The organism is Wolbachia endosymbiont (group B) of Limnophora tigrina, assembly GCF_964263235.1.
Classification (GTDB): Bacteria; Pseudomonadota; Alphaproteobacteria; order Rickettsiales; family Anaplasmataceae; genus Wolbachia.
Genome location: NZ_OZ181655.1, coordinates 652,898 through 665,536, shown reverse-complemented (window position 1 = coordinate 665,536; position 12,639 = coordinate 652,898). Strand labels below are relative to the sequence as shown.

The following is a 12,639-nucleotide window of genomic DNA, read 5'->3' as shown; positions in this document are numbered from 1 at the left end:
TTTCATTTAGAATACTTTTCTTGGTTTATTTATATTATAGTGCTACAGAAATTTTACAGCATCGTTTATTGCCTTTATCGTGCTTTGATTGACACAATTCATAATGATGGAGTGGAGCATGCAGGGTATTTATCATTTTTAATTCTGTTATCAATATTTCCTTTTCTCATCGTTTTAATGGCTGTGGTGTCAACATTCGCAAATTTCTTAGACCAGTATAACATTGGCTGGGTATTTATCATTGATAATATGCCACAGGATATTTTGGCATCTTTGATGCCGCGTATCAGAGAGATACTATCAGGCCCGCCACAAAGCTTACTAACTTTAGCAATTGTAGGTGCTATTTGGACTGCTTCATCAACGATTGAAGGGCTTAGAACAATATTGAACAAAGCTTATAAAGTTCCGGTTTCGCCACCTTATATATTAAGAAGGTTGTTAAGTATACTACAATTTTTAGTGATCACGCTTATTATAACTCTAATTATAGTGTTCTCTACATTAGTGCCAATGCTAATTGATTTTTCCTATCAGGGGATTAGTTATACTAAATATCTCCTCATTGAATTTGTACTTTTCACAGTAGTCTCTTGGCTATATTTTATGTTGCCAAACATAAAACAAAATTTATCAGACGTCTTTCCTGGATCTTGTGTGGCTGTTATTCTTTGGACAATTTCTGCTTCAGCTTTCAAGCAATACTTAAAAGCTTCCTTTGATCAACTGAATTTGATATATGGAAGTTTAGGTGGTATGGTAGTGTCATTACTATTTTTTTATATGCTAAGTTTGATTTTTATATATGGAGCAAAATTTAATTTTCAGCTAAAATATTTCAATGAATCTCGCTAAGGAGAAAGAAATGAGTAAGTTAGAAGGTAAAGTAGCTTTAATCACCGGAGCTTCAGGTGAAATAGGCTCTGCTGTTGCAAAAAGGTTTGTAAGAGAAGGTGCATGTGTGATTCTGATTTCAAGATCTCTTGATAATCTCAAGCCACTATATAATGAAATTGAAGAGCTTGAAGAATTTAAAGAAGGCTCTGTGAAACTAATTCAGCTTGATCTTTTAGACTTTGAGAATGTAAAGATACTGACAAACATGATAGAAAGCCTGAAATTATCAGAATCTGGAGCACTTGATATATTAGTTGCATGTACTGGAATTTTAGGCAAATTGAACCCTATTCACGACTGTGAGATTGAAGAGCTACAGAACGTAATGAATACAAATTTTACTGCCAATTGGTACTTACTAAAAAACTTAGATCCAATGCTAAAGAAGTCTAATGCTGGAAGAGTGATATTCATGACCTCAGAGGTGACACTTTCTCCTTCCTCTTATCCATATTGGATGCCGTATGCTGCAAGTAAAGTTGCACTAGAAATAATGGTGCAGATATATGCATCTGAGACAAAACATACAAAATTATGTGTAAATGCTGTATACACGAAAGGACCTGTGGGTAGTGAGCAGGCATTTCCTGGATCTGAATTGGTGTCACCTGATAAACTAACAGACAAATTTGTGGAGTTAGCTTCTAACGATTGCAGCGTATCAGGAAAAATCTTACCGCTTAGCAAATCTCCCGAATAAATTACACTAGAAAGGATGTCATCCCAGTGCCGGCTTTGTTGCATAGCTACTTACGTTAACATTCTATATAAAAAAGGGAGTGTTAAATAAACTGTGTCAAACCGAAAAAAAAGTAATAAATTGATATAAAAAAATGGAGGTTTGACAATGAGTCAGAAAGTAGTAAACAGAACTACCGGTTTGGTAGATTATAAAGAATTAGAAACAAATATCCTGTCGTCTATACGAGAAGGAAGACCGTTGACAGGAAGAGATGGAGCATTAACACCGTTTATAAAAAAGTTGCTGGAGGTAAGCCTGGAAGGTGAAATAGAAAACCACTTGTCGGCTGAAAGCGAAGAGAATAATCGAAGAAATGGGAGGAATGCAAAGACTTTACGTACAAGCGCAGGGTCATTTGAGCTTTTGACGCCAAGAGATAGGGAAGGAAGTTTCGAACCACAAATAGTCAAAAAAAGGCAAACAAACTTACATCCAGAGCTTGAAACGAAGATTTTGAGCACATTTGCCAGTGGTATGGGCTATAGAGATATAGTGTCACATGTTGAGGAAATTTATGATCACAAAATATCGGCGGCAGAGATATCAAGTATTACTGACAAATTGCTACCAGTAATCAACGAATGGCGTAGTCGCCCGCTGCAGTCTGTATATCCGATAGTTTTCATGGATGGCATGTTTTTTAAAGTCAAAGAGGACGGGCATTGCGTAAGTAAATGCATGTATAACATATTAGGCATAGATCAAAATGGCAAAAAAGAAGTATTAGGTTTTTATTTGGCTGAAAGTGAAGGAGCTAACTTCTGGTTGGGAGTGCTAAATGACCTCAAAGAAAGAGGAGTAGAAGATATCCTTATTGCCTGCGTTGATGGGCTGAAAAGCTTTCCTGCAGCTATAAACAGTGTCTTTCCTAATGCGGAAGTGCAGATGTGTATAGTGCATCAGATACGCAACTCACTGAAGTATGTGGCCAGTAAAGATGCGAAGAGTTTTTTGAGCGATTTAAAGAAGGTATATCAAGCTTCAAGCAAGGAAATTACCGAGAATTATCTGTTGGAATTGGATGAAAAATGGGGCACAAAGTACCCTATGGTTATAAAATCTTGGCAGAATAATTGGGAAAACTTGTCTGGTTATTTTAAGTATTCTGGTCCAGTTAGGAGGATAATCTACACCACCAATCCCATAGAGGGGCTACATAGGCAAATTAGGAAATTCACTAAGACCAAAGGCTCATTTACCAGCATAAATGCCTTGTATAAGCAGGTATATTGTGCTATAAAGAAGGCAGAGGAAAAGTGGACGATGCCTGTACATGATTGGGCATTAACTATCTCTCAACTTGATGTTTTCTTTCCTGGCAGATTGAAAATTGAGTTGAACTAAAAATGCGGTTTGACACAGTTTATTTAACACTCCCTAAAAAATTCACACAGCCATTTCGAACTTAGGCATGCCAATTGCAGTAAATTTATTCATTAAGTAACACTTAATTAGCAACTCTTTTTCACGATTTATTTCAGATTTATTTTTGAAACTAAACCCAAATATCCTCTTAAACCTAAAGAAGAAAGTTTCAACATGTGACCTTAAACCATATTTCATCTTCTTTTTCCACTTTTTATGCCATTCTCATAATTTTTACAAGATTGTATACCCTTAACATTATTGTTTCTTTCCGATAAACAATCTACTTTTTCATAGACTCTTGCATTCTTTATAGGTCGTATTATAGGTTTGATATTCAGCTTTTTACATATCTTGTACACACTAGTTGCATCATAAAATGCATCCGCACGAAGAGACAAAATATTGCACTTGTTACCCATTCCCTCAAGCATACTACATACTATCACGTGAGGTAGCATTTGTATATCTCATCGCCATTACTTCTTTGTTCATCATATTTAAGGTAATATGTAACTTTCTCACTTGAGCGAGATAATTTCCTCTTTTTTTGAGAAGTTCGTTATATTCTCTTTGGTTACTGACTCTCATTTTTTGTGGCATAAGTTATACTTGTTTGAAAAATGCCTATTTTACAATAAAATGCGTTAGTGACCATACATTTAAAGGCTTTTCTCCTTTATAACTACTCTGAACTACAATAGCTATGCAACAAAGCCGGAGGTAGTGCAAGAAATCTGTTATTTTAATTGTGTGAAATTTAGTTTTGTGTTTCGTAATATTATACAATCAAATTGATAAAAGCTGTATTATCTCCTTGCAGCATTAAGTGTATATTTTTTGTTATTTTTTCCACTAAGGGAGTAACGTTATCAAAATTTGAAAATTTTGATAATACATAATCTGCTAAGCTTTTTTCATCTTCAGGTCTACCCACTCCAAATCTCAAGCGCCAATAATCATTACCAATAAAACTATCTATGGATTTAAGTCCATTATGTCCGGCAGAGCTACCACCTTTCTTTATTTTTATTCTTCCAATTTCCAAATCAGCGTCATCGTGTATGACAACGATATTATCTAGCGATAATTTGTAAAAGTTTCGTATTTTTGCAACAGGGATGCCTGAATTATTCATAAATGAATAAGGCTTTATTAACATGATTTTATTATCATTAATTATGCCAGAGGTTATTAGATAATCGGCTTTTTTAGAAAACGACTGGAAATTCCAATATTTGTAAATTTTATCAACTACGATGAAGCCGATATTATGATGAGTTAACTCATATTGACCACCAGGGTTACCAAGTCCAACTATCAGATGCACTATTACTCTGTTTCTGCTTGAGGTTCTTCAACGTCACTATCGGCAGCAGAAATTGTAACAATAGTAAAATTTTCTTCTTCATGAGCTACAAACTTAACACCTTCTGGTAATTTTACATCGTTGATATGTATAGATTGGCCAATCATTTTACCAGATAAATCAACTTCTATAACCTGAGGTATTTTATCAGGAGAGCATTTAACAGTAATAGAACGACACAAAACATTAAGCACTCCACCTAACTTGATCCCTGGAGCTTTACTTTCATTCACAAATGATAGAGGTATGTCTATTTTAATTTCGCTGCCTTTATCAACAAATTGAAAATCAACATGTTGCACAGTATCCTTTACTACATGCAATTGGATATCGCGAACAAGAGCATATTCCTTTTTGCCCGAAATATTCAGCTCTATCAAATGTGCAGAAAGAGAGCCTGATTTATATTGCTTCGTGAATTCCTTTGCAGACAATGTTAAATTTACATTATCATGACCCTTTCCATATATGATTCCAGGGATGTTTCCTTTCTTCCTTAGAGAATGCATCGCTTTTGTTTTTGTTATATCACGTAACTCTGCATTAATTGTTACTATTTCTTGTTGCGTCATCGATTACTCCTATTCAGCTAATCCTTTTAATATAATTTAATAATAATATAACATAAAAATATTTATTTCAAACTTCATTCTTTCATACTAATTGTTTGTGAAAGGATTTATTTAGATATATATTTAAGCTTATTTAACAAGAATTATGGGCATTGATGATAAAGTAGTTTTTAAGATTTATAGACCAACAAAAACTGCAACACAATCTGGTTTAGGTAATACAAATCTCTGGCACCTAAAAATTGAATCTGGTTCTTACTACATTGAACCTTTAATGGGGTGGGTTGGCTCAAAAGATCCAAAAAAACAGATTGTATTAAAGTTTAATTCTCTTGAAAAAGCAGTATTCTACGCAAAAAAACGCAACGTTAAATACGTAATTGAAATGCCAAAAAATGTTAAGAGGCTGCCAAAATCTTACGCAAGCAATTTCATACCAAAGTAAGGTTTATTGTGGTGTGCTTATCTGTAAAAGATAAAGCTTAGTATAACCAATTTAACTCTGGGTTTTAAGTTGTGCTAACACACTGCGGCCATTTAAAGAGTCAAGATTTTTAACCTGGCTAGCCAGTATTAAAGAGTTATTTTTTAGGTATTTCTTTACAAGGCTTGCAAGTCTTTTTGGATTATTCAAATAGCTCCACTCTGCTTGTAAAACTTTTATATCACTTTGTACTAAACTAATTTCACTTTTTATTTTTATTAGCTCTCTATTTAATGACTGAACATGTAGTTTTATCTTAAATAGTTCTACAATGCTAAGAAAAAACATAACTATTGAGATGATGCAGAAAGTTCTCATGACAACTTCTGTATAGCTCTTAGTTTTGCTGAGCGTGAACGTGGATTTGCATTTACTTCTTCTATACTTGCTTTGATCACTTTTTTATTTAGAAGAGAGAATATCTTACAATCAGCAGATTTTGGTTCACATAAATCTTTAAAAAAAGTTTTGACTATGCGATCTTCTAAGGAATGAAAGGTGACAACAATTAATTTGCCATTCTCATTTAAAATTTCAGATGCAGCTTTAATGCCCCTCTCAAGTTCTCCCAGCTCATCGTTTACCCATATTCTGATTGCCTGAAATGTTCTGGTTGCAGGATCAATTTTGCTTTTTCCACGGAACACCACAGAACGTACAATGTTCGCAAGCTCAAATGTAGTTTTGATAGTTTTTTTCTTTCGTACATTTACTATTGCTCTTGCAATTTTGCGAGAATGATGCTCTCCTCCGTAGTTATATATAGTATTTGCAATTTCTTCTTCGCGTAAAGCGTTAACAAACGTTGAAGCGTTTATGTAAGAAGAGTTATCCATGCTCATATCAAGTGGACCATCATGCAGAAATGAGAACCCTCTATCTCCGTTATCAAGCTGCATAGATGAAACTCCGATGTCAAAAACCACCCCATCCACTCCGTTTGATTTCATTCCAGCGCGTGACCAGTTATTTTTTCCAGTATCAAGTACTGGGATGACAGGAGATGGCTCAACGCTGCTTAGTATACTTTTAATATTACTAAACTTCTCAATGAATAGTTTTATTCTATCGGGATACTTAACGCTTAAATCATCATAAAACTTAGTTACCGTTTCATCTCTATCAACTGCATATACTTTGCAATCAGCTGACTCCAATATTGCTTTACTATATCCTCCAGCTCCAAATGTGGCGTCTACATATATACCACCATCCTGCGGTGAAAGTTGCGATAGCATCTCTTTTAATAAAACTGGAGTATGTGTCATAGCAAGAGACTTTGTGCACTTAAATTAAAATAACTTTCTCGCCAAAAAATATATGGAAACATATAGGTATAGTATAAGGATATTTAAATATAATCAACGATATAAAAATATTAAAATTTAATAAGATAGTATTATTAATATAACATTTACATAATTCACGTTTGAAAAAGTAAGTAATATTACTTAATATCAAACAAATTATAGAGGATTTTGTGCAGCAGATAACAAAAGTAATACTATCAAGCTTAATTTGTGGCACTTTATTATGGTATGACCACATGCTTTTTGGCCACTTAATAAACATAATTGGTAATGTATTTTTTCCGTCGGATGATCAACTAACCAGCGTATTGAAGGCTTTTGGAGTGTTTGCAGTGGGTTTCTTAATGAGACCAATCGGCGCTGCTATATTTGGTCACATTGGTGATAAGCATGGCAGAAGAGTTGCCTTATTGCTCTCGATTATATTAATGACTTTATCAACTGTATTAATTGCTTTTGTTCCAGGGTATCAAAGTATTGGAATACTAGCGTCAATACTGGTAGTTTGTTTAAGGTTATTACAGGGTATATCCCTTGGAGGAGAAGCAGGAAATGCACCATTTTTAATAGAACACGCTCCTAAAAACAAAAAAGGATTTTTTGGCAGCATTGAAGTATTAAGTGCAATTCTTGGTTCAATATTAAGCCTGATAGCGGTACTCATATGCAGGAAAGTATCTGATTTTGAATCTTGGGGATGGAGGTTACCTTTCATTTTCAGTTTAGCAATGGGACTAATCAGCATATATACGAGGTATATACTTGATGAAAGCCCAGAGTATAAAAGACAGAAAAATCTATCTAAACTGCCATTAAAAGAGTTATTGAATAGCTATAAAAAACCTTTTCTGATATCAGTTGGGGTTGATATAGTTGAAAACTCATCTCTTTACATATATCTGGTATTTTTCAATGTGCTTACATCAACAATAAATACTCATTTTAACCATATGGTAGAAATACTGAGTCAAATTGCGCTCGGAGGATTGACAATATTGTTTGCAATATTTTCTGATAAGGTAGGAAGAGAAAAAGTTATGAAGTTTGCATTTATAACTTTTGTGATAGTGAGTTATCCAGTTTTTTCAATGATACCAAGTGGTGATAATTTGCTAACCATAATCGCACACATTCTTTTTATAATTCCAATAGCTGCATCGCTTGGTCCTGTCAGTGCATTTATGTGTGAATTATTTCCAACAAAGGTTCGGTACAGCGGATTTGGCTTGTCAAGAAATATAGCTGCTGGATTTTTTGGTGGCCTTGCACCATTTATATGCACAACAATTATCAAAGTTACAGGACAAGAGACTTCAGCTAGTTTTTACATGATTTTCTGTGCATTAATTGGGCTAGTTGCTATATCACAAGTTAAGGGTTAGCTTTCTTCAAGATCCAAGTATAGTTGCAGAGTTTAAAAAAATCTAATTATATGGTGGGAAATGCCAATTCTTAGGCGATAATGTAAATATTTCAGCACCATCTTTTGTTACTCCAAGTGTATGCTCAAATTGAGCAGAAAGTGAAAGATCACGTGTTGTTACTGTCCAGTCATCGAGTTTACTGAGCAGAGTCTCATGTTTTCCAGCATTAATCATTGGCTCTATTGTAAAAAACATACCTTCCTTCAAGACAAGATTTTCATCTTGATCGTAGAAATGCACTACATTTGGTGGAGCATGAAAGACTTTTCCTATACCATGTCCGCAATAGCTACGTACAATAGAATATCCAAAACTTCTAATATATTTTTCTATAGCAAGCCCTATTTCATTTAACTTATTGCCGGGTTTAACTTGTTTAATTGCTTCCATCAATGCACCATAAGTAGCATCGCATAAACGTTTTGCTTTTATTGATGGCTTGCCAACCCAAAACATGCGACTTGTATCACCATGCCAGCCATTTAAAATCACCGTAACGTCAATATTCAAAATATCTCCATCTTTAAGCGGTTTATCGTCAGGAATGCCATGGCATACAACGGCGTTTTTTGAGGTGCAAATTGACTTTGGATACCCCCTATAGTTTAGTGGTGCTGGAATTGCACCTGCCTTGATTATAAAGTCATGACATAGATCATTTAACTCATTAGTTGTCACTCCTACCTTTACATATGGTGCAATGAAATCAAGAGTTTCAGCAGCAAGCCTGCCAGCCTTGCGCATAAACTCAAAGTCTTCTTGTGAGTGTATAGTTATGTTCATATTTTCCCTTTCTTATTATAATTCACGTCTTGCGTAGTAGACTCCACTGCTTGACATATAATTGTACGAACATTGAAGCTTTGAATGCAAAAGTACAAAAAATGGTGTCATCCGAGTGCCTTTTTTCCCTGTCATCCCAGTGCTTGACACTGGGATCCAGCCTATTTTATCTTTCATCATGGATATTGTATGCTCCTAGAATCTGTTGTTCATTGAATGATTTGAAAATATTTTGATACCTAGATCCCAGTGTCACGCACTGGGATGACAAGAGGAGGGCTACTTGGATTGGAGGCAAGAACTGCACGGCAACCAACAACGTTTGTACAATTGTATGCTTGACATAGGTTTTATTGTGAAATTTCATCATACAAACCCTTCCATTTTTCTATTACTCGTTCAATCAGTTTCATTTTCTCTTCCATCTCTTTAAAAATTTTTCTCTAGCAAAAATAAGTCCCATGGATCCTAGTGTCAAGTCATTTGTATGAAAGGTGGTCAAGGTAGATACGATTCTCAAAACCACCTCTCTCTTGTTTTTTAGAGATACGCTTTTCTTCAATTTGTTCTATAGATAGTCCACTTTCTTTGCCTAATGCATGTATGACCTCAAATAAATCAGCTAACTCTTCAAGGGTTTCATCTGAAGTTTTAGAGGCAATAACCTCCTTTGCTTCTTCTAAAAGTTTATCTTTGAGACATTCAATGTATTCATCTTTTTCCATCACCCTCTCATAAACAATAATTCCATGGGAACGTATAATTTCAGTTGTATGATCACGAACAAGTTTATTAATTTTGAAACAATGTTTTTTATTCATAATGTTTCCTTTGATAGATATAAGAATTTCATTCAGTAAAATTAAACTGTAACTTTTGATTTAACCCAATGGTACAACTTACTTATTTTACCATCTTGACCGAGCATTCCAGAGTTATTTTTATAAAAAGTGTCAACTATTAGCTTTATAGAACCTATAGCAGCAGAAAATACAGGATTTTTATCATATTCGCCATCAAGACCGCTACAAGACTCAGGGCACCCAATTCGAACTTGCTTATTGAATATATAGCCTGCAATTTCCTTCATGCTTGTGAGTTGACTAGTTCCACCTGTGATCACTACTTTATTAATTGGATCTTTCTGCTCTTGAAATTGCTCTCTTACCATTTCAAGTATTTCTTCAACTCTTGGTCTTATGATGTTAATAAGCTCAGATTTTAATACTTGAGTAGGTTCATCATTTTCACTATTTTGCACTGTAATATATTCGTTCTCATCTATTGAAGTTACGATAGTGCTACCATACAGTATTTTTATATACTCTGCACGTTCTATGCTTGTGCATAGCCCGTAAGCAATATCTCGAGTGATATGAACGCCACCAATTGGAACGCTGCTTGCATACACAAGTTTCCCTCTTTTGAAAATTCCAATTGCAGTGCACCCACCGCCTATATCAACAATAGCAGTCCCGAGCTCTTTTTCATCTCCACTTAGACAGGCAAGACCTGCAGAATATGCAGAAGCAATACAACCTGCCATATTTAATCCACCATTATTGGTAATACAGTTTTCAATATTGGTAAGCGCTGGACGCGAAGCAGTGACAACATTAACATCAGCAGATAGTCTTTTTCCGTACAATCCACCAACTTCTTTTATGTCAGTCATGTCATCTAAGTGATATTTCAGTGGTATATTGTGAATGATAACATTTTCTTCAATATATTTCTCAAACGTCTGAAAAACTACACGTTTTATATCCCGGTCAGAAATTTCATGATTAGCTGCAATAATTTCATTATGTACATTAAAAGATGAGATGCCACATCCAGCAATGTTCACATATATCTGGTCTATAGTTTCCTCTGACACTTGCTCAGCTAAACCTATAGTTGATGAGATGGAGTAATTTGCATGTTTTACATTAGTTATCGACCCACCTTTTACACCTTCTGCGATCTTATAACCTGTTCCTATTATTTTACAGCTGAAATTGCTATTTATCTTAACGATTAGACAAATAATCTTTGTTGTACCTATGTCTAAAACAGCAAAAACGTTTCTCTTTGGTTTTGCTATTACTGCAGAGTACATTAGTTAACCTTATTACGCAATTTCATTTAAATTGTAGCTTTCTTTAATAATTTATATTTCTATTATAGATATAGCAACATTTTAATATACACTAAATTCTGGACAAAAGGAAAAGCAAAACATAGAATTATAATTTTTATGTCCATTTTATGTCCATATTACCAATTGTAATTGCCCCTGATGAAAGACTAATCACACGTGCCAGTGAAGTAACAGATATAAACGATAAAGTTAAAGAATTAGTAAACGACATGTTCGAAACTGTGTACGATGCAGAAGGTCTTGGCCTTGCTGCAGTGCAAGTTGGAGTGCTGAGGAGAGTTTTTGTTATGGACATTCAGCTCTCTCGAGCTGAAGACGAGCCAGTAGGGTATGAATCGACTGGCAAATTTTACATGATTAACCCTGAAATTACGGAATTATCCGATGAACAAGTAATTCTCAAAGAAGGGTGCCTTTCAATTCCAGAGCAAAGCTATGAAATTAAGCGTCCAAAATATTTGACTGTGAAATATAAGGATTTAAATAATGAGGAACAGACGCTAAAAGCTTGCGGCTGGCTCGCAAGGTGTATTCAGCATGAGCTAGATCACTTAAATGGCATATTATATATTAGACATTTATCTAAATTGAAGTATGATATGGCCATGAAAAAAGCACAAAAGGTTAAAAAGCATTATGAGCAATGAAGACCTAGAATTATTAAAATTTTACCATGAAGTGGGCGTTGATTGCACACTAACAGAGGGTAAAGAGGAAAAAAAGTTGGAGAGCAAAGAGGGTGTGCAACCCTCTGTTATCCAAACTGGGACCCAGAAGAAAGATGCAGATACGTGCTGGGGTGACACTAAAGATGGAAAAGACATGTTTCCAAGTGATTGGATAATTGAAGCAAGGAAACTTGCAAGTAAATGTAGTAGTGTGGATGAACTAAGAAGTGCAGTTGAATCATTTGAAGGTTGTGAGATAAAAAAAACTGCAACTAATACTGTTTTTTCCGATGGTAATCCAAACGCAAAAATTATGCTCGTTGGTGAAGCTCCAGGAGCAAATGAAGACCTTCAAGGCATACCATTTTGTGGTGCAAGTGGAATGTTGCTCGATAAAATGTTAAATGCAATCAATCTTGATCGCACTAAGGTATACATAAGCAATACCTTATTTTGGCGCCCACCTGGCAATAGAAAGCCAACCGACCTAGAGCTTGATATGTGCAGACCATTTGTTGAGAAGCATGTTGCACTGGTTTCACCGCAAATTCTAATTTTGGTCGGGGGAATTGCGTGTTATAGCCTTCTTGACAGCACAAAAACTATATCGAATTTGCGTGGTAGATTTCATACGTACACTAACCAATATTTATCTCACTCAATCACTACAGCTGCTATATTTCACCCAGCTTACCTACTGCGTCAGCCAATGCAAAAACGTTTAGCCTGGGAGGATTTAAAGAAGATTAGGGAGTATCTTAATAATACCAATAACTGTACGAATACTTAACACCACTGGTGTCGAGAAGTAGCCCGCAGAAACGAAAAAACTTACTTGACAAACTCCGCCAGCCCCCTTATCATGAAACTGAAGGTATTCAG

The 12,639-nt window shown here is 35.0% G+C and carries 18 protein-coding genes; 7 read left to right on the top strand and 11 right to left on the bottom strand.

The window, feature by feature from the left end; all coding sequences use genetic code 11:
- The first annotated feature begins 39 nt into the window (after window positions 1-39).
- The 3 genes from ACE38O_RS03350 (at window position 40) to ACE38O_RS03340 (ending at window position 2,983) form a co-directional block, all read left to right on the top strand.
- Entirely contained in the window at window positions 40-855 is an 816-nt protein-coding gene (locus ACE38O_RS03350; RefSeq protein WP_374698230.1) for a YihY/virulence factor BrkB family protein, read from the top strand.
- A complete protein-coding gene (locus tag ACE38O_RS03345) occupies window positions 842-1,597 on the top strand; it encodes an SDR family oxidoreductase (protein WP_374698229.1) in 756 nt (251 codons plus the stop codon). Before ACE38O_RS03350 ends, ACE38O_RS03345 begins: the two co-directional genes overlap by 14 nt.
- 147 nt (window positions 1,598-1,744) lie before the next feature.
- Window positions 1,745-2,983 (top strand): IS256-like element ISWpi15 family transposase, encoded by a 1,239-nt coding sequence (locus tag ACE38O_RS03340; RefSeq protein WP_374698228.1) that lies wholly within the window; start codon window positions 1,745-1,747, stop codon window positions 2,981-2,983.
- A gap of 42 nt (window positions 2,984-3,025) precedes the next feature.
- Here ACE38O_RS03340 and ACE38O_RS03335 read toward each other — a convergent pair whose 3' ends face one another.
- The 5 genes from ACE38O_RS03335 to ACE38O_RS03315 all read right to left on the bottom strand — a co-directional run bounded on the left by ACE38O_RS03335 (window position 3,026) and on the right by ACE38O_RS03315 (window position 4,945).
- Entirely contained in the window at window positions 3,026-3,202 is a 177-nt protein-coding gene (locus tag ACE38O_RS03335; protein ID WP_374698227.1) for a hypothetical protein, read from the bottom strand.
- The gene (locus ACE38O_RS03330; protein WP_374698226.1) at window positions 3,199-3,426 is read right to left on the bottom strand and encodes a hypothetical protein; all 228 of its coding nucleotides are present in this window, start codon (window positions 3,424-3,426) and stop codon (window positions 3,199-3,201) included. The genes ACE38O_RS03335 and ACE38O_RS03330 overlap by 4 nt, the downstream gene beginning before the upstream one ends.
- A gap of 13 nt (window positions 3,427-3,439) precedes the next feature.
- Entirely contained in the window at window positions 3,440-3,595 is a 156-nt protein-coding gene (locus ACE38O_RS03325) for a hypothetical protein (protein WP_374698225.1), read from the bottom strand.
- A 190-nt stretch (window positions 3,596-3,785) separates the two neighbouring features.
- Window positions 3,786-4,334 carry an aminoacyl-tRNA hydrolase gene (pth, locus tag ACE38O_RS03320; protein WP_374698224.1) on the bottom strand — a complete coding sequence of 183 codons (549 nt, stop codon included), beginning with the start codon at window positions 4,332-4,334 and terminating at the stop codon, window positions 3,786-3,788.
- Between the two features lie 2 nt (window positions 4,335-4,336).
- Window positions 4,337-4,945: a 50S ribosomal protein L25/general stress protein Ctc gene (locus ACE38O_RS03315; protein ID WP_064125514.1), complete on the bottom strand. Its 609-nt coding sequence runs from the start codon at window positions 4,943-4,945 to the stop codon at window positions 4,337-4,339.
- A 145-nt stretch (window positions 4,946-5,090) separates the two neighbouring features.
- On the opposite strand from ACE38O_RS03315, the gene ACE38O_RS03310 reads away from it, so the two are divergent.
- On the top strand, window positions 5,091-5,390 hold the full coding sequence (locus ACE38O_RS03310; protein WP_374698223.1) for an NADH dehydrogenase ubiquinone Fe-S protein 4: 300 nt from the start codon (window positions 5,091-5,093) through the stop codon (window positions 5,388-5,390).
- 353 nt (window positions 5,391-5,743) lie between these two features.
- Here the strand turns inward: ACE38O_RS03310 and rsmH are convergent, their stop codons facing one another.
- Window positions 5,744-6,697, bottom strand: coding sequence for a 16S rRNA (cytosine(1402)-N(4))-methyltransferase RsmH (rsmH, locus tag ACE38O_RS03305; protein ID WP_374698222.1), 954 nt, complete (start codon window positions 6,695-6,697; stop codon window positions 5,744-5,746).
- 212 nt (window positions 6,698-6,909) lie between these two features.
- Here rsmH and ACE38O_RS03300 point away from each other — a divergent pair, with 212 nt between their 5' ends.
- The gene (locus ACE38O_RS03300) at window positions 6,910-8,121 is read left to right on the top strand and encodes an MFS transporter (RefSeq protein ID WP_374698221.1); all 1,212 of its coding nucleotides are present in this window, start codon (window positions 6,910-6,912) and stop codon (window positions 8,119-8,121) included.
- A gap of 42 nt (window positions 8,122-8,163) precedes the next feature.
- On the opposite strand, the gene map is transcribed toward ACE38O_RS03300, so the two are convergent.
- The 5 genes from map to ftsA form a co-directional block, all read right to left on the bottom strand.
- The gene (gene map / locus ACE38O_RS03295) at window positions 8,164-8,946 is read right to left on the bottom strand and encodes a type I methionyl aminopeptidase (RefSeq protein ID WP_374698220.1); all 783 of its coding nucleotides are present in this window, start codon (window positions 8,944-8,946) and stop codon (window positions 8,164-8,166) included.
- 15 nt (window positions 8,947-8,961) lie between these two features.
- On the bottom strand, window positions 8,962-9,126 hold the full coding sequence (locus ACE38O_RS03290) for a hypothetical protein (RefSeq protein WP_374698219.1): 165 nt from the start codon (window positions 9,124-9,126) through the stop codon (window positions 8,962-8,964).
- Window positions 9,113-9,316 carry a hypothetical protein gene (locus ACE38O_RS03285; RefSeq protein WP_374698218.1) on the bottom strand — a complete coding sequence of 68 codons (204 nt, stop codon included), beginning with the start codon at window positions 9,314-9,316 and terminating at the stop codon, window positions 9,113-9,115. Before ACE38O_RS03285 ends, ACE38O_RS03290 begins: the two co-directional genes overlap by 14 nt.
- Window positions 9,317-9,425: 109 nt before the next feature.
- Complete coding sequence (locus tag ACE38O_RS03280; RefSeq protein ID WP_374698217.1) at window positions 9,426-9,767, bottom strand: MazG-like family protein; 342 nt, start codon at window positions 9,765-9,767, stop codon at window positions 9,426-9,428.
- A 41-nt stretch (window positions 9,768-9,808) separates the two neighbouring features.
- Complete coding sequence (gene ftsA, locus ACE38O_RS03275; RefSeq protein ID WP_374698216.1) at window positions 9,809-11,047, bottom strand: cell division protein FtsA; 1,239 nt, start codon at window positions 11,045-11,047, stop codon at window positions 9,809-9,811.
- A 149-nt stretch (window positions 11,048-11,196) separates the two neighbouring features.
- On the opposite strand from ftsA, the gene def reads away from it, so the two are divergent.
- Together def and ACE38O_RS03265 are read left to right on the top strand one after the other, a co-directional pair.
- A complete protein-coding gene (def, locus tag ACE38O_RS03270; protein ID WP_374698215.1) occupies window positions 11,197-11,736 on the top strand; it encodes a peptide deformylase in 540 nt (179 codons plus the stop codon).
- On the top strand, window positions 11,726-12,547 hold the full coding sequence (locus tag ACE38O_RS03265; protein ID WP_374698214.1) for a uracil-DNA glycosylase family protein: 822 nt from the start codon (window positions 11,726-11,728) through the stop codon (window positions 12,545-12,547). Before def ends, ACE38O_RS03265 begins: the two co-directional genes overlap by 11 nt.
- The last annotated feature ends 92 nt before the right edge of the window (window positions 12,548-12,639 follow it).